This window comes from Methyloparacoccus sp. NF-16, assembly GCF_056880625.1.
In genome coordinates, this window is the sequence record NZ_CP174130.1 from 1,700,828 (window position 1) to 1,717,383 (window position 16,556).

Consider the following 16,556-nt stretch of genomic DNA (forward strand, 5'->3'; position numbering starts at 1 on the left):
CCGCGCCCGGCCGGGGATGCGATCGCCCGCCACCCGGGCCACCCGGCCCGGCCCTCCCGATCGTCCCGCGGCGGCAACGTTGTCGCGCCCAAGCCTTTGTTATACTCGGAGTGGCCCGCACGGGTTGCCGCATGGCGGCGTAGACAACCCACGACATGCGGGAACGCGAATCCCCCGTCAAACGAGCGATGATCTTGAACGCGGATACCGTTTCATCCCGCCACTGCGACGTACTGATCATGGGCGGCGGACCGGCCGGCGCAGCGGTGGCCGCGTTGCTGGCCAGACGCGGCTGGCATGCCGTGATCCTGGAGAAGGATCGCCACCCGCGCTTCCATATCGGCGAGAGCCTGCTGCCGCTGAGCCTGCCCTTCCTCGCCGAGCTCGGCGTTCTGGAGGAGATCGAGGCCATCGGTCTGCGCAAGTACGCGGCGGAGTTCCACTCCGTCTACCACGGCAAGAGCATGACCTTCAGCTTCGGCGAGGCGCTGCGGCCCGATTATCCCTATGCCTACCAGGTGCGCCGCGCCGAGTTCGACCATGTGCTGCTGCGCAATGCCGGCCGCCAGGGGGCCGAGGTGCACGAGGGCTGGCGGGTCGACACGGCGGCGATCGCCGACGGCGAAATCCGCGCGGTGACCGCGGTCGACGAGACCGGCGAACGCGCCCGCTGGCAGGCCCGGTTCTATGTCGACGCCACCGGCCGCGATACCTTCCTGGCCGATTTCCTGGCACTCAAGGAGCGCAATGCCCGCCATCGCAGCGCGGCGCTGTACGCCCACTTCGAGGGCGCCGAGCGCGCGCAGGGACAGGCCGAGGGCAACATCTGCATCCACTGGTTCGATCACGGCTGGTTCTGGATGATCCCGCTGAAGGACGGCACCATGAGCGTCGGCGCGGTCTGCAAGCCGGAGTATCTGAAACGGCGCAGCGTGCCGGTGGAACAGTTCCTGTTCGACACCATCGCCCTCTGCCCGGGCGTCAGCCGGCGCCTCGCCAACGCCAGCCTGGCCGGCGAGGTGACGGCGACGGGCAATTACTCCTATCAGTCCCGGCGGATGACCGGCAAGAATTTTCTCCTGGCTGGCGACGCCTATGCCTTCATCGACCCGGTCTTCTCCAGCGGCGTGCACCTGGCCCTCAACAGCGCCTTCCTGGCGGCCGAGGCCGTCGACGGCATCCTGCGGCAACCGGCCAGCGCCAGGCAGCGGCTGGCCCGCTTCGAGCGCGAGGTCCGCAAGGGGCTGGGCGTCTTCTCCTGGTTCATCTATCGCATCACCACCCCCGCCATCCGCGACCTGTTCATGAATCCCGAGAACCTTTTCCGGGTGCGGCAAGCGGTCGTCTCGGTCCTGGCCGGCGACCTGTTCCGGGGCACCCGCCTGCGCGGTCCGCTGCTGGCGTTCCGCCTGATCTATCACGCGAGAAGTCTGCTCATCCGCTGGGGCGTCATGCCGGCAGTAACCCGCTGATGCCGGCGCGGCCCAGTTTCGCCATCCCCGACCTTCGCGGACCGATCGCCCGGCCGGCCGGCCGTCGCAGCGCGACGCCGAGTCTCGGCCAGGCCTACCGGCCGGCGGACGGCCCGCTCGTCCAGGCACCCGGGCAATATGTGCTCGGCGTGCTCCAGCATGGCGGGGACGGCGACCATGACGGTCCGGGACCGGCGCCGGTCGTTGAGGTGCCCGCCTGCCGCGTGGCCATGCCGGTACTCGCCGGTGCGCCCGGCCGGGAGGTCTGGTTCACCGATCAGCCGGTCCATTACGGCCAGCGGCATGGTCTCCGCTATGCCTATCGGGACGGACTGATGTTCGGCGTCGTCCGCTGCCCCGCCGGGGAGCCGGACCGCGCCGCCCACGACGCCTATCTCGACATCGTCCGGCTGACGCGGGAGCATGGAACCGGGCCGATCTTCCGGGTCTGGAACTTTTTCCCGGACATCAACGGGGAGCAGGCGGGACTGGAGCGCTACCGCCGCTTCTGCCTCGGCCGTTACGAGGCGCTGTCCGCCGCGGGTTACCGCCTGGATGCGGATCTGCCCGCCGCCAGCGCGGTCGGCACGCACGGCGGCGACCTCTGGATCGCCTTCCTGGCCGGGCGCGGCATCTTCGCCCAGATCGAGAACCCCCGCCAGGTCAGCGCCTTCCGCTATCCGCCGGCATACGGCCCCCGCAGCCCCTCCTTCTCGCGCGCGATCCGCTTCACCACACCCCGGCAGGACCGGCTGTTCATCTCGGGAACCGCCAGCATCCTCGGTCACCGGAGCCACGGCACGGGCGATCCGGCGCTGCAATGCCGGACGACCGCCGACAACCTGCAGGCCCTGCTGGCAGCCGCCGGCGCGGACCGCCTCGACCGGCTGGGCGAGCGGGCGCGCTGGAAGATCTACCTGCGGCACCCGCGGCAACTGGAGCCGATCCGCGAACAGCTCGGCACCCTGCTGGATCCCGCGAGTCCCTGCCTCTATGTCGCGGGCGACATCTGCCGCGCCGACCTGCTGCTCGAGATCGAAGGCGTCGTGGATCTGTAGGTCCGCCCTCCGGCAAGCCGGTGGCCAAGGCCGCGGCTTGCCCCTGTATCCCATCTTTCCAAGGATCGATCGCATGTCATCACCGAACGCACTGGAAGCCGAACTGGCCCAACTCATGGTCGATACGCTCAACCTCGACATCGCCCCGGCGGCGATCGACCCTGCCGCGCCCCTGTACCAGGAGGGGCTGGGCCTGGATTCCATCGACCTGCTCGAACTGTCGGTGGTCATCTCCAAGCGCTATGGGTTCCTGATCAAATCGGACGATCCCGAGGTGAACCGCATGTTCTCCTCGCTTGCCGCCCTCGCCGAGGCGGTCTCGCATCGGCGGACGACCTGATCAATGACGCGCAAGACCCGGACCAGCGTGCTCCTGATCGCGGGATTTCCGCTGGTTTCCTACCTGTTGCTGCGCTACAGCCCGCTGCCGCCGGACTGGCTGGGCCTGCCCGATGGCCTGCTGGCCGTGGGCCTGTTCCTGGGACTCGGCACCCGCGGCTCCCTGGCCTTGCGGCTGGGGCTGACCCTGGCGGGCCTGGCCGTCACCCTGCTGGGATTCTGGCGCGCGCCGGCCACGACGCTGGCGCTGATCCCGGCCGTCGTCAACCTGCTGCTGGCGCGGATGTTCCAGATGACCCTGGCAGCCGGCCAGGAACCCCTGATCACCCGCATCGCGCGGCTGGCCCGCCAGGAACCCCATGGCCTGCCGGCCGAGCTGCGGGTCTATACCCGCCGGCTGACGGCGGCCTGGGCCCTGTTCTTCCTGGCGCTGGCGCTCAGTTCCGTGCTGCTGGCCTGGCTGGCCACGCCGAAAACGGTCTGGCTGTTCGCCAATACCCTGAACATGCTGCTCATGGCGGCATTCTTCATCGTCGAGAACCTGTACCGGCGCCACCGGCTTCGCGCCTACCCGCATACCCCGCTGCACCGCCTGCTGGCCACCCTGCTGCAGCATGGCTGGCAGAGCCCGGGACGGGTCATGGAGACCCCGCGATGAGCACGCCCCCCGGCTTCACCATTGATGCTGCTCACCCCGCCCTGCCCGGACACTTTCCCGGCCGGCCAGTCGTGCCGGCCGCGGTGATCCTCGCCGAGGTGCTTTCGGCCGCGGCACGGCACCATCCGGCCGCTCCGGTCACCGGCGTCGTCCAGGCCAAGTTCGTCGCCCCACTCGAACCGGGCAGGCGCGCCGAGATCCGCTTCACGAGCAGCGCCCGGGGCCTCTGCTTCGACTGCGTCGCCGACGATCGCCGGATCGCCACGGGTCTGCTGCAAACCAGGCCATGAGCACGGCCTGGCAAAGCCTGCCGGAGCGCAGCAATGCCTTCTGGCTGCGCACCATCGCCTGGATCGCCCTGCATCTGGGGCGGCCCTTGGCGCGCGGCCTGCTGTATCCGATCACGGCCTACTTCCTGCTGGTGCGCAACGCCACCCTGCCGGCCGCCCGGCGTTTTCTCCGCCGCGCCCTGGCGCGGGAGCCCGGCTGGCGCGATCTCTTCCGCCTCTACCACACATTTGCCTGCACCCTGCTCGACCGGCTGTTCGTGCTCGCCGGCCAGGACCATCGCCTGAGCATTCGCGTGCAGGGGCTGGAGGTCCTGGAGCGCTTCACGAACACGGGCAGTGCCTGCCTGCTGGTCGGCTCGCACCTGGGCAGCTTCGAAATCATCCGTGCCCTGGGCCGCAGCCGCTTGGGGCTGCGCGTCAAGGTGCTGATGGATACCGAGGCCACCCCGCAGATCACCCGGCTCTACCGCTCGATCAACCCGTCCCTGTACGAGGACATCGTGCCCATGAACCAGCCGGGCGCCCTGCTGGAGCTGGTCCCGCTGATTCGCCAGGGCGGCATGCTGGCCCTGCTGGGCGATCGCTGCCTCGCCGGCGACCGCCGTGCCGGCTGCCGCTTCTTCGGCGAGCCCATCGATCTGCCGCAGACGCCGTTCATGCTGGCCCAGGCCCTGGAACTCCCCATGGTGCTGTTCTTCTGCCTGCACGAGGGCTGGGGACGCTATATCGTGGTGTTCGAGGACCTGGCTCCGTTTCATCCCCTGCCCCGCCGCCAGCGGGAGGCGGCCGCCCAGGCCACGATGCAGCATTACGCGGACCGGCTGGAGCACCATGCCCGCCGGGCACCCTGGAACTGGTTCAACTTCCATGACATCTGGCAGCGCGAAGCCTGAGGCGAAACCTCTCCCGCCCTGGCGCCGGCGGCGGCTGGCGGGGCTCTGCCTCGCGGCCCTGTCCACCTGGGTCGCCGCGGCCGAGCCCGGTCCCGTTCCCACGCTGGAAAGCCTGCTGGCGCGCCTCGCGGCTCGCGCAGCAATCCGCGTGCATTTCGTCGAGACCCGGACGCTTGCCCTCCTGACCCAGCCGCTCAGGCTCGAAGGCACCCTGGAATTCCGCCCGCCCGACCACCTCGCCAAGCATGTGGAACAGCCTGCCGAGGAGCACTACCTGATCGACGATGGCGTGGTGACGGTGCGCAAGCCCGGCCAGGGCGCCGATCTCACCCTGAACCTCCAGGACTACCCGCCCCTGCAGGCCTTCGCCGAGAGCCTGCGCGCGCCCCTCGCCGGCGATATCGAGGCGCTGCGGCGCTACTGGCAACCCAGCCTCGGCGGGTCGTGGCGGCGCTGGCAGCTGACGCTGACACCGGCGCGGGCGGAACTGGGCGCCGTGGTGCGCAGCGTCCGCCTGGAAGGCGAGCAGGACCGCCTGCTGCGCATGACGCTGGAGGAGGCGAACGGCGACCGTTCGCAGCTCGGTTTCCAGCCCTTGCGATGAGGCGGCGGCTGCCCATCCTGATCTGGCTGGCCTGGCTGGGCTTCGGCCTCGGATGGCTGTGGCTGCGGACGCCGGTCTCGACCGACCTGACCTTCTTCCTGCCCCGCACGCCGACCCTGCTCGACAGCATCCTGGTGCAGCAGATGCGCGAGGGACCGGCCTCGCGCATGCTGCTGATCGCCATCGGCGGCGGTACGCAAGCCGACCGCATCCATGCCAGCCGCCGGATCGTGGAAGCCCTGCGGCCCCTGCCGATGTTCGAGACGGTGCTCAACGGACCCGATCCACGCAGCCTGGCCGGGCTGGAGACACGGCTGTTCCGCTACCGCTACGCCCTCAGTCCGGCCATGGCGCCCGATCATTTCGATGGCCCGTCCCTGCGCGCCAGCCTGGAGCAGCGCCTCGGGGAGCTGGCGTCTCCGGCCGGCTGGCTGGAGAAGAACTGGCTGCCGCGCGACCCGACCGGGACCTGGATGGCGCTGCTGACCACCTGGCTGCCCGCGACCGGTCCGGCGCTGGAACAGGGCGTGTGGGTATCCGGCGACGGCCAGCGGGCGCTGGTGCTGGCGAGAACCCGCGCCTCGGGCTTCGATCTCGAGGCCCAGGCGGTCGCCCAGGAGGCCGTGCGCATGGCCTTCGGTGCCCAGCCCGAGGCGGCCCGCCTGACGCTGACCCTCGGCGGACCCGGTGCCCTGGGCGTCGAGGCGAATGCGGAGATCACCGCCGATGCGGGCCGGCTGTCCCTCGTCAACGGCCTGCTGGTGCTGCTGCTGATGGGCGCCGTCTACCGCTCGGCCCGGGTGCTGGGCCTGAGCCTGCTGCCGCTGGCCACCGGCCTGGTCAGCGGCGCCACCGTCACCAGCCTCGCCTTTGGCGGCGTGCACGGCATCACCCTCGGTTTCGGCGCCACCCTGGTCGGCGTCGCGGCGGACTATCCCAATCACTACTTCACGCATCTCTCGCCGCGGGAAACCCCCGCCGGCGCCATGCGCCGCATCTGGCCCACGCTGCGCCTGGGGCTGCTGACCAACATCGCCGGCTTTGCCGCCATGCTGTTCTCCGGCTTCGTCGGTCTGGCGCAGCTGGCCGTCTTTGCCGGCGCCGGACTGCTGGGTGCCGGGCTGTCGACGCGCGGGGTGCTGCCGGCGCTGTCGGCGGCGCAGGTCCGGCTGCCGGCCTGGGTGGAACGGGGGTTGCCGTCGCGGCGCCCGGGCGCCCCTCCCGCCCTGCGCTGGCTGCCGGCCGGCCTGACCGCCGTGGCCGGGCTCGCTTTCGTGTCGCTGGACCGGCCGCTCTGGAACGACGACATCGCCGTGATGAACCCGGTACCGCTGGAGCGCCTGCGCCAGGACGAGGCCTTGCAGCGGGATTTCGGCGCGCAGGATCTGCGCCAGCTGCTGGTCGTGGCCGCGGCGAGCGCCGAAGCCGCCCTGCGTGGCTCCGAAGCGCTGACGCCGGTGCTGGATCGCCTCCGGGCGGATGGCGTGCTGGGCGACTACGACGCGCCCGGACGCTATCTGCCCAGCGCCGCGCGGCAGGCCGAGCGGCTGGCGGCGATCCCCGCCCCGGAAATCCTCGCGGCCCGGCTGCGCCAGGCGCTTGCCGGCCTGCCCTTCCGAAACGATGCCTTCGCACCCTTCCTGCGCGAGGCGGCGGCAGCCCGGCTGGCCGGGCCGGCAACGCGGCACGAACTGGCCGGGACGCCCCTCGCCGACCGTCTCGACGGTCTGCTGCTGCCGGTCGGCGCATCCTGGGCGGCGCTGCTGCCGCTGGCGCGGATCGCCGACCCATCCGCCCTGGCCGACCGCATCGCCGCCCTGGACCGGGCGGATGTCCGCCTGCTCGACCTGCGCGCCGAATCGACCCGGCTGATGCGTGATTACCGCCAGGAGGCCCTGCGACTGCTGGCCGGGAGCCTGATCGCCATCGTTCTGCTGCTCGCCGCCGGCCTGCGCAGCCTGAGGGAGAGCCTCAGGGTGATCGCACCGGTGCTGCTGGCGGGCCTCTGCACCGGCCTGATCATGGCGATCGGCTTCCGGGGCCTGAATCTCTATCATCTGGTTTCCCTGCTGCTGGTCATGGGGCTCAGCCTGGACCAGGCGCTGTTCTTCAACCAGGACGCAGCCGATCCCGAGCAGCGACGGCGCACGCTGCTGTCGCTGCTGGTTTGCAGCGCCAGCGCCGTGCTGGCCTTCGGCACCCTGGCGCTGTCGCGGGTCAACATCCTGCAGGCCATCGGCACCACCGTGGCCGTGGGCGCCATCCTCGCCATCGGCTTCGCCGCGCTGCTGGCGCAACGGCACCGGGTTCCGCGATAATCGAGCCTTATGCCCGCCCTCATCGATCTCCGCGCCCGTTACCCGGAACTTCACGCGGTTCGCCCCGGCTCCCCCCTCGCCATTCGCCATTACACCCTGACCAACGCGCTGGGCGCGGGCCGGGCGGCGAGTCTGGAGGGCCTGCGCGGCCGCCGCTCCGGCCTGCGGCCCTGCGATTTCCCCGGAGCCGGGCTCGCCACCTGGATCGGCCGCGTCGCGGGACTGGAAACCGCGCCACTGCCGGCCGAGCTGGCCCGCCACGAGTCCCGCAACCACCGGCTGGCCTGGCTGGCCCTGCAGCAGGACGGGTTCCTCGCGGCGGTCGCCGCGGCCATCGGCCGGCACGGAGCCGAGCGCGTCGCCGTGGTGATGGGCACCAGCACCTCCGGCATCCTCGAAACCGAGCGCGCCTATCGCCGGCGCGATCCCGACAGCGGCCGGCTGCCGCCGGACTTCCGCTACCGGGAAACCCAGAACACCTTCGCGCCGGCCGATTTCGTGCGCCGGGTCCTGGGCACCCGCGGCCCGACCCTGACGCTGTCCACGGCCTGCTCCTCCAGCGCCAAGGTGTTCGCCAGCGCCGCCCGCATGCTCGCGGCCGGCTGGTGCGACGCGGCCGTGGTCGGCGGCGTCGACAGCCTCTGCCTGACCACCCTGTATGGCTTCGATGCCCTGGACCTGATGGCCGAGGAGCCCTGCCGCCCGGCCGACGCGCAGCGCCGGGGCATTTCCATCGGCGAGGCGGCCGGTTTTGCCCTGCTGGAGCGGGCCCGGCCCGGCGAGCCGGGGCTGGCGCTGCTCGGCCATGGCGAGAGCGCCGATGCCTACCACATGTCCTCGCCCCATCCCGAGGGCCTGGGGGCGGCCCTGGCCATGGCCCAGTGCCTGCTGCGCGCCGGCCGCGAATCCGACGACGTCGACTTCACCCTGCTGCACGGGACCGCCACGCGCGCCAACGACAGCGCCGAGGACCGGGCGCTGGCGGATGTCCTCGGACCGGGACGACCGTGCAGCTCGATCAAGGGCTGGATCGGCCACACGCTGGGTGCCGCCGGCATCATGAACGCCCTGATCGCCTGCCTGTGCCTGGAGGAGCGGTTCGCGCCGCCCAGCCTCCAGACCCGTCAGGTGGACCCGACATTTGTCGGCCGGGTTCTGCTGGCGGAGGAACGCCGGCCGCTGCGCACCGTGCTCAGCAACGCCTTCGGCTTCGGCGGCAGCAATGCCTGCCTGCTGCTGGGCTGGCACCCATGACACTGCCGGTCCGCATCGTGGGCATCGGCGTGCGTGGCCCGGGCCTGCCCGACTGGCCGGGCTGTCGCGACACGCTCCGCGAGCCGGCCTCCCATGTCCCCGGGCCGCTGTCCCGCCCGGTCGGCCAGGGATTGCCGGCCACCGAGCGGCGACGCGCGACGACCGTCACCCGGCTGGCGCTGGACGTCGCCGCCGAGGCGCTGGCCGGGCATGACGCCGGCCAGGTGGCTGCGGTCTTCGCCTCGTCCGGCGGCGAGGTGGACGTGGTCCACGGCATCTTCGAGCAACTGGCCGGGACCGACCGGCGTCTGTCGCCGACCGCCTTCCACAATTCGGTCCACAACGCCGCGGCGGGTCACTGGAGCATTGCCAGCGGCTCCCATGCCGCCGCCGACAGCCTCTGCGGCTACGATGACAGCTTCGGGGTCGGCCTGGCCGAGGCGTGCCTGCGTTGTCAGGAGGGGGATAGCCCCGTGCTGCTGGTGGCCTGCGACTGGCCGCCGCTGTTTCCCATCGCCGAGTTCCGCCCCATCACCCAGCCCTTTGCCGTCGCCCTGCTGCTCCAGGCGGATGGGCCGGCAGGTCCGGGGCTGGCGCGGCTGGCGGTGGACTACCGGCCCGTGCCAGCCCATGCGGAAAGCCTGCCGGGGCCGACACTGGAGCAGCTCCGCACCGACAACCCCGCCGCCCGCAGCCTGCCGCTGCTGGCCGCCATCGCCGCCGGGCGGCCGGCACGGCTGTCGCTGGGCCATGGCATGGGCGGCTCGCTGCGGATCGAGGTCGAGCCGTGCGGCTGACATCGGCGGAGATTGCCGCCCTGATCCCCCATGCCGGCAGCATGCTGCTGCTGGACAGCGTCGGCGACTGCCATGCCGGGCGGCTGCAGGCGGCCGCCGGCAGCCATCGGCGATCCGACAACCCACTGCGGCGGGAGGGCCAGCTGCCGGTGGCGGCGGCCATCGAATACGCCGCCCAGGCGGCCGCCGTGCATGGCGCCCTGATGGCGGGTGACAGATCGCCCAGACCCGGCCTGCTGGCCCTGGTCAGGGATTTCCGCTGGACGGTCGATCGCCTCGATGGCATTGCGGCGGAACTGGCCATCGAGGTATGCCCGGTCGTGGCCCAGGCCGGCAGCACGCTGTACGACTTCCGGCTGGCGGCGGACGGCAACCTGCTGGCCAGCGGCCGGCTGGCGGTGTTTTTTCCCGTGCCGGAATCCGGCACATGAGGCGGGCCCTGGTGACCGGCGGCAGCGGCGCGCTGGGTGCCGCCATCAGCCAGGCGCTGGCCGGCATGGGCCTGCATGTCCTGGTGCATGCCCATCGCCACGGGGATGCGGCGGCGCGCGTGGTGGACGCCATCCGGCAGGCGGGCGGATCGGCCGAGGCGGTCCAGTTCGATGTCACGGATACCGGGGTCTGCCAGGACATCCTCGGCCGGCTGGCCGAGGAACACCCCATCCAGGTGCTGGTCAACAATGCCGGGCTCCATGACGATGCGCCGCTGGCGGGCATGAGCCGGAGCCAGTGGGCGCGGGTGATCGACGTTTCCCTGCATGGCTTCTACAACGTCACCCAGCCGCTGCTGCTGCCGATGCTGCGCACGCGCTGGGGCCGCGTCATTTCGATCGCCTCGGTGGCCGCCCTGACCGGCAACCGGGGGCAGGCCAATTACGCCGCCGCCAAGGCCGGCCTCATCGGCGCCAGCAAGTCGCTGGCCCTGGAGCTCGCCAGCCGCAACGTGCTGGTCAACGTCGTCGCCCCCGGCATCATCGCCTCGCCGATGAGCGAGTCCGCCTTCCCGGCCGAACGCATCGCCCGGCTGGTGCCGATGCAGCGCGCCGGCCGGCCCGAGGAAGTCGCGGCCCTGGTGGCGTTCCTGGCGTCGGACGCGGCGTCCTACATCACCGGGCAGGTGTTCCCGGTCGATGGCGGCATCCGTTGACCAACGCCCCGCGCCATCCACCCACGTTATGACGACCGTCGCCGCCGGCCAGCAGGCCCTGGAAACGCTGCTGTTCTTCACGCTGCTGCAACTGATGGCGATCCTGCTGGCGGCGCGCCTGGTCGGGGGCTGGTTTCAGCGTCTCGGACAGCCGCGCGGGGTCGGCGAAATCGTCGCCGGCCTGCTGCTGGGACCCACGCTGTTCGGGACCCTGGCGCCCGATGTCTCCCGCTGGCTGTTCCATTCCGTCGATGCCACGCCGCTCGCGGTGATGAGCCAGATCGGCCTCATCCTGCTGATGTTCCAGGTCGGCATGGAGTTCGATTTCGCCAAGCTCGGGCAGCGCGCCAACCGGCGCCTGGCTTTCTGGATCGGCCTCACCGGCATCGTGCTGCCTTTCGCGCTGGGCCTGGCCTTCGGTGTCGTCTCGGCTCCCTGGCTGGCACCCGGGCTGCCGGCGCTGGCCTACAGCCTGTTCCTGGCCGTCGCCCTGTCGATCACGGCGGTGCCGATCCTGGGGCGGATCCTGATGGAGTTCGGCCTGACCCGCAGCCGGCTGGGTGTCATCACCATCGCCGCGGCGGCGGCAAACGATGCGCTCGGCTGGGTGCTGCTGGCCCTGGTGGCCGCCATCGCGGCCGGTCAGGCGTCCTGGCCAGCGGTGCTGCACCAGACCGGGCTGCTGCTGGCCTACGCGCTGGCTTCCTGGTGCCTGGCCCGCCCGCTGCTGCTGCGTCTGCTGCGGCGATTCCAGCGAAGCGCGGACGAACCATCCCAGGACCTGCTGGCGCTGCTGTTGCTGGCCATCTTCGGTTCCGCCCTGATGACCAGCCAGCTGGGCATCTTCGCCATCTTCGGCGGCTTCCTGGCGGGCGTGCTGCTGCACGACCAGCAGGCGCTGGTCCGCTTCTGGCGGGAACGGGTGGCAGACCTGCTGACGGTTTTCTTCCTGCCGATCTTCTTCACCTACACGGGGCTGCGCACCGATGTCGGCAGCCTGACCAGCCTGCCCCTGTGGCTGTGGTTCGGCGGCCTGCTGCTGGCCGCGGGGATCGGCAAGTTCGGCGGCTGCTACCTGGCCGCGCGGCTGGGCGGCCTGCCGCCGGCGGAATCCCGCTGCGTCGGCATCCTCATGAACACGCGGGCGCTGATGGAACTGATCGTCGTCAATCTCGGCTATGACCTCGGGGTGATTCCGCCGGTGGTCTTCACCATGCTGGTACTGATGGCCATCGTCAGCACGCTGCTGACGGCGCCGGGGTTGCGTCTGTGGCTGCCGCCCGGCGAGCGGCAGGGCTGAACCAGACCCGGAGCCCCCGGCCTCAGGAACCCGACGCCTGGCACTGCGCCAGCAGCCGGTCCAGTGCGGCGCGGGACAGCTTGCCGGTCTCGTTGCGCGGCAGCGAGGCCACCCGGTACACCGCCCGGGGCCAGAACGCCGCGTCGAGCTGGGCGCGCAGGCGCGCGCGGATGGCCTCGGCCGCCACATCCGGCGCCACGGCCAGCACCACCAGGCGCTGGGTGACCGCCTCGCGCGCGTCGGGCAGATGGAACGTACCGTCGACCACGCCCTCGATGTCCAGCAGCGTCTGGTTGAGGAGCGCCAGCGAAGCGCGCTTGCCGGCGATGTTGACCAGATCGGCGCAGCGTCCCAGCAGGCGGAAGCCTGTCGCATCGACCGCTTCCAGTTGATCCGCCAGCGCCACGGGTTCCGGCAGATGTCCGGCCAGTACCCGGTGGCGGCCGCTGGCGTCCTGCTGCACGCGGATGCCCTGGAACCAGCGCCAGACCGGCGTCCGCGCCGGGCGGCGACCGGCCAGCGAGCCGGCCTCGGTACAGCCGTAAATCTCGTGCAGCGGCGCCCCCCATTGCTGCTCGCAACGCCGGGCCAGCTGCGGATCCAGAGCCGCCGTCGCCGACACCAGTCCTTGCAGCGGCCCCAGCGGCACGCCGCTCTCCAGCAGCGCCCGCAGATGGATGGGCGTCGTCACCAGCCGGCGCGGCGCGGGAACCTGCGCCAGGGCGGCGGCGATATCGGCCGGATAGAACGGCTGGTCGGCGGAGAGGATGGCATCCCGGCACAGCGGCAGCAGCACGCTCAGTTCCAGGCCATACATGTGCTGCGGCGGCACGGTGGCCACCAGAACCTGCCCGGCGACGCCGCCCAGCGAGGCGTCGATCAGGCGGGCGCTCTCGGCAAGCGTGCCCCAGGTCTTGGCATGCGGCTGGGGCTGGCCGGTGCTGCCGGAGGTGAAGGCGATCACCGCCGGCTGCTCGGCCGGCAGATCCAGCGATGTCGTATCGGTTCCGGACACTGCCGGCGGGCGCTCGACGCGGCAGACGGGCGCATCCTCCTCCGGGTACGGCTCGTCGACCAGCAGCAACGCGCCGGGATACTGCTGGCGGAGCCGTTGCAGATGGCTCTGGCTACGATCGGGGGGCAGCAGGGTGATGACGCCGCGCAGCAGGCAGGCGACCAGTCCCAGGCTGAAACGGTAGCGATCCGTGCACAGGTTGATCGCCTGGCGGGCGGCTGGCAGAGCCGCCGCCAGCCGGGCGCTTTCGGCCAGAAACCGGTCCCGGCCGACGGTCTGGCCGCGAACCTGGGCAAATGGCGACGACATGGCCTGCGAACCGGCGTAATGCGATGAGCGGCGGCGGGGCGTCAGGGCCCGAGATCCGCGGCGATCGCATCCAGCATCGGGGTTGCGAGACCGGCAGCCCGCGCGTGGCGGCGCGCGCGCTGGAGACGCTCGGGCGCCGAGCGGCCCGTGCAGATGTGCTCGGGATCGCCGAGAAAGCCTTCCAGCATGCCGGCCATGAGCCGGTCGCGGGGCAGCGACTGTTGCGTCAGCGAGGTCTGGATGTCGAGAATTTCCGCCGCCACCGCCGCAGCCAGCGCGCGATGATCGCGCCAGAGCTGGCGCACGGTGCCCCCGGCGCGGAGGCCGGCGATATTGATGGTCAGGATGTACAGATTCTTGCGGACCATCTCGTACAGCAGTTCCCCGCGGGGGATTTCCCAGCAGGGCACGTCGATGATGTCCAGGCTCTCCCGGATCAGGGCAGCCTGCGGCCCCGCCACCGGTGTCGGCAGCACCGGCACGAAGGGGCGTCCCTTCTTCTTGTCGAACCACACCACGATGACCGTGGGGTCGCTCAGCCCATGCGCCTGCCAGTCGCGTGGCAGCAGTTCGTTCTGCAGCAGCGCCAGCCGCGGACGCCAGACCGGGGGCAAACCGGACAGCAGCGGGTGCAGATTGTTCTCGCCGACCGCGACCAGCACCAATGCCGGGGACGGGATGGCACGGGCCAGCGCATCCATATCGGTTCCACGCAGGACCGGCACGACCGGACAGCCGAGCTTGAGCAGACCGCGGGCGAACAGTTCGCCCAGCTCGCCCATGCCGATAATGATGATGGGGGATGTCATCGATACCCGCCGCCGGAATCCGGCCCCCGGCGGCAGCGCGCTGGGGGAGACGCTGACCGGCCGTCAGGACTCACGCGGGGGAACCATGCTGCGCGAGCGCCCAAGCCTCAGTCCAGGGGGTCGAAATAGCTCTTGTCCACCCCGCATTCCGGACAGACCCAGTCGTCGGGGATGTCCTCGAAGCGAGTACCCGGCGCGATGCCGGAATCCGGATCGCCCAGTTCCTCGTCGTAAATCCAGCCACAGGCGGAGCAGATGTATTTCTTGAAGTCGGCCATGATGTCGCAGGTGTCGAGGTTGTGGAATCAACCGGTCATTTTACGTGCACCCCGCGGTGCCGTGAAGCCGTGAGCAAGCGGCATGGGTGGCCAGCCGCCCCCGCCGCGGTGGCCATGTCGGATGGCAGCAGGAACGGGCCGATGGCAACGACCTGACCGAGCCGCTATAATGGCGAGCTTCGCTGCCGGAGTGGCGAAACTGGTAGACGCGCCAGACTCAAAATCTGGTTTGGGCAACCAAGTGTCGGTTCGATTCCGACCTCCGGCACCAATTGAAAGTCCCGGGGCATCCTGGGCAATCCATGAAACCCGCGAGCTGCAAGGCTTGGCGGGTTTTTTCGTTCAGGGGTCGCCGATGACAACGCCCCATGGTGGCCCCGATACTTGTTGGCATGCCGCCCCCCCTCAGGGGAGGACCAAAGCGATGCCAGCACGCCGGCCAGGCCGAGCATGCCGACTCCGTTTGCTCAATCTCTGACCAGAACACTCGGCATCGGGGGAACATCCAGTCCGGCCGGCGATCGTCCCCGGATCAACTGCCCGGCGGCACCCGGAACCCACGTCCATACCAACCCTTGCCGCAGCAATGCGACCAACCCTGTCCCGACAGGCGCGGCAAACGGTCACCGAATCCATCATGAATGCCTTAATTGAGGCATATGCCGCAGTGCGATCGGCGATATGCCGCAATCTTCTCCTTGCCCAGCGTCAAAAGCATCATGTTTTTCAATTAATTATATTTGGCATGCCCCATGCCTAGATTAATGTTCTAGCATTCAGCCCCTCCCGATTTGCAGGGGCGATATGCAACTCAACTACAACGCGCATGAAAACAATGTCAATTACAGCTCGTCACCTACCCAACATCCTGTCTTTCGTTTTCCTTGCGTGCTCAGCAGCATCAACGGCGGCGCCATTGCCACCAATATTCGCAACCTCCATACCCATCGGCGGTGGGCTATTTGCGAGGGGTGTCAACGATTGGGATGGGGAAATTTATGAAGCGAGCGCGGATGAACGTAAGGTCTATGTCGTGGACGCGGCGAAAGCCATCATCAAGGATGCCATTGATATTGACTTTGCCGCCAATGGTCTCGCCTATTATCGAAAAGCCGATCAGATTCTGCTGGTGGACATGGGCAATGAGGCACTGAAAATCGTCGACCGGAAAACCAGGAAGGTTGTCGGTTCGATAAGCATCCCTGGCCATCATGCGGTCAAAGTTGCCGTTGATCAGTCCTTGGGCAAGGCCTGGGTCACCAGCATGCATGGAGGTTCTGTCTCGGTGGTCGATCTCAAGAAGGGTGTTGTACTGGACACGATCACGATTGGCACGGGTGGCGCCCAGCCCCCGCACTGCAATGCCTGGGCCGGCGAGTGCGCCACTCAAGGCTCGACGCCGATTCAAGTTGCCGTGGATCAGAAGCGTCATCGAGTCTATGTGGCCAGCTACGTTGAAAACCATATCACGGTCATCAACGGAAAAAATCACAAGGTTATCGGTTCCCGGATACCGGTTGGCTCGGTGCCGAATGGCTTGGGGATCAATGAGAAAACAAACCGGATCTATGTCGCCAACTGGCAGGATGGGACGGTTTCGATCATCAATGGCGCCAAGCGGAAAGTCATGGCAACCGTGCTGGTTGGTAGCGGTGCCCAGGAGCCTGCCCATTGCTACGAGGCACTTGAGCTGACTGGCTGCACAAAATGGGGGTCCATGCCTATTGGTGATATTGGTGTCAACCAAGCCAAGAACCAGATGTATGTCGCCAACTCCAACGATGGCACCGTATCCGTTATTGACGGCAGGACCAACACCGTCGTGGGGAGTCCCCTGCCGGTGACCAGCGGCAAGCTGTTGCCTGATGGCTGTTTCGACTTCGGTGCGTGCGTCTCTGGTTCAGCAGCTCGCTCGGCGTTATTCAGCAAAAAGACCAGCAAGGTCTTCATCGATAGCGTCCACGACAAAACGATCTCCGTCATTGACGTGAGATGAGCCTGGCCAAGGCCAGGCC

17 protein-coding genes and 1 tRNA gene are annotated in these 16,556 nt (G+C 69.4%); 15 read left to right on the top strand and 3 right to left on the bottom strand.

Annotation, left to right across the window (positions count from 1 at the left end; all coding sequences use genetic code 11):
* Window positions 1-194 precede the first annotated feature (194 nt).
* From ACH5N8_RS08175 to ACH5N8_RS08235, 13 genes are all read left to right on the top strand, one after another.
* The gene (locus tag ACH5N8_RS08175) at window positions 195-1,472 is read left to right on the top strand and encodes an NAD(P)/FAD-dependent oxidoreductase (protein WP_483280943.1); all 1,278 of its coding nucleotides are present in this window, start codon (window positions 195-197) and stop codon (window positions 1,470-1,472) included.
* Window positions 1,472-2,530, top strand: a complete 1,059-nt coding sequence (locus ACH5N8_RS08180; protein ID WP_483280944.1) for a chorismate transformation FkbO/Hyg5 family protein — start codon at window positions 1,472-1,474, stop codon at window positions 2,528-2,530. The genes ACH5N8_RS08175 and ACH5N8_RS08180 overlap by 1 nt, the downstream gene beginning before the upstream one ends.
* Before the next feature lie 73 nt (window positions 2,531-2,603).
* A complete protein-coding gene (locus ACH5N8_RS08185; RefSeq protein ID WP_483280945.1) occupies window positions 2,604-2,870 on the top strand; it encodes a phosphopantetheine-binding protein in 267 nt (88 codons plus the stop codon).
* A 3-nt stretch (window positions 2,871-2,873) separates the two neighbouring features.
* Window positions 2,874-3,527, top strand: coding sequence for a COG4648 family protein (locus tag ACH5N8_RS08190; RefSeq protein ID WP_483280946.1), 654 nt, complete (start codon window positions 2,874-2,876; stop codon window positions 3,525-3,527).
* A complete protein-coding gene (locus tag ACH5N8_RS08195; RefSeq protein WP_483280947.1) occupies window positions 3,524-3,817 on the top strand; it encodes an ApeI family dehydratase in 294 nt (97 codons plus the stop codon). The genes ACH5N8_RS08190 and ACH5N8_RS08195 overlap by 4 nt, the downstream gene beginning before the upstream one ends.
* A complete protein-coding gene (locus ACH5N8_RS08200) occupies window positions 3,814-4,710 on the top strand; it encodes an LpxL/LpxP family acyltransferase (RefSeq protein WP_483280948.1) in 897 nt (298 codons plus the stop codon). Before ACH5N8_RS08195 ends, ACH5N8_RS08200 begins: the two co-directional genes overlap by 4 nt.
* Complete coding sequence (locus tag ACH5N8_RS08205) at window positions 4,685-5,314, top strand: LolA-related protein (protein WP_483280949.1); 630 nt, start codon at window positions 4,685-4,687, stop codon at window positions 5,312-5,314. The genes ACH5N8_RS08200 and ACH5N8_RS08205 overlap by 26 nt, the downstream gene beginning before the upstream one ends.
* Complete coding sequence (locus ACH5N8_RS08210; RefSeq protein ID WP_483280950.1) at window positions 5,311-7,632, top strand: MMPL family transporter; 2,322 nt, start codon at window positions 5,311-5,313, stop codon at window positions 7,630-7,632. Before ACH5N8_RS08205 ends, ACH5N8_RS08210 begins: the two co-directional genes overlap by 4 nt.
* Before the next feature lie 9 nt (window positions 7,633-7,641).
* Window positions 7,642-8,886, top strand: a complete 1,245-nt coding sequence (locus ACH5N8_RS08215) for a beta-ketoacyl-[acyl-carrier-protein] synthase family protein (RefSeq protein ID WP_483280951.1) — start codon at window positions 7,642-7,644, stop codon at window positions 8,884-8,886.
* Window positions 8,883-9,683, top strand: coding sequence for a beta-ketoacyl synthase chain length factor (locus tag ACH5N8_RS08220; RefSeq protein WP_483280952.1), 801 nt, complete (start codon window positions 8,883-8,885; stop codon window positions 9,681-9,683). The genes ACH5N8_RS08215 and ACH5N8_RS08220 overlap by 4 nt, the downstream gene beginning before the upstream one ends.
* Window positions 9,674-10,114: a hotdog family protein gene (locus tag ACH5N8_RS08225; RefSeq protein WP_483280953.1), complete on the top strand. Its 441-nt coding sequence runs from the start codon at window positions 9,674-9,676 to the stop codon at window positions 10,112-10,114. The genes ACH5N8_RS08220 and ACH5N8_RS08225 overlap by 10 nt, the downstream gene beginning before the upstream one ends.
* Window positions 10,111-10,830, top strand: coding sequence for a 3-oxoacyl-ACP reductase FabG (fabG, locus tag ACH5N8_RS08230; protein WP_483280954.1), 720 nt, complete (start codon window positions 10,111-10,113; stop codon window positions 10,828-10,830). Before ACH5N8_RS08225 ends, fabG begins: the two co-directional genes overlap by 4 nt.
* Before the next feature lie 28 nt (window positions 10,831-10,858).
* A complete protein-coding gene (locus ACH5N8_RS08235) occupies window positions 10,859-12,130 on the top strand; it encodes a cation:proton antiporter (RefSeq protein ID WP_483280955.1) in 1,272 nt (423 codons plus the stop codon).
* Window positions 12,131-12,152: 22 nt separating this feature from the next.
* On the opposite strand, the gene ACH5N8_RS08240 is transcribed toward ACH5N8_RS08235, so the two are convergent.
* From ACH5N8_RS08240 to rd, 3 genes are all read right to left on the bottom strand, one after another.
* On the bottom strand, window positions 12,153-13,454 hold the full coding sequence (locus tag ACH5N8_RS08240; protein WP_483280956.1) for an AMP-binding protein: 1,302 nt from the start codon (window positions 13,452-13,454) through the stop codon (window positions 12,153-12,155).
* A gap of 41 nt (window positions 13,455-13,495) precedes the next feature.
* Window positions 13,496-14,263 carry a hypothetical protein gene (locus tag ACH5N8_RS08245; RefSeq protein WP_483280957.1) on the bottom strand — a complete coding sequence of 256 codons (768 nt, stop codon included), beginning with the start codon at window positions 14,261-14,263 and terminating at the stop codon, window positions 13,496-13,498.
* 107 nt (window positions 14,264-14,370) lie between these two features.
* Window positions 14,371-14,541 (bottom strand): rubredoxin, encoded by a 171-nt coding sequence (rd, locus tag ACH5N8_RS08250; protein WP_483280958.1) that lies wholly within the window; start codon window positions 14,539-14,541, stop codon window positions 14,371-14,373.
* Window positions 14,542-14,725: 184 nt separating this feature from the next.
* On the opposite strand from rd, the gene ACH5N8_RS08255 reads away from it, so the two are divergent.
* Together ACH5N8_RS08255 and ACH5N8_RS08260 are read left to right on the top strand one after the other, a co-directional pair.
* A tRNA-Leu gene (locus ACH5N8_RS08255) sits at window positions 14,726-14,812 on the top strand.
* Window positions 14,813-15,367: 555 nt separating this feature from the next.
* Window positions 15,368-16,537, top strand: a complete 1,170-nt coding sequence (locus ACH5N8_RS08260) for a YncE family protein (protein ID WP_483280959.1) — start codon at window positions 15,368-15,370, stop codon at window positions 16,535-16,537.
* Window positions 16,538-16,556: the final 19 nt, after the last annotated feature.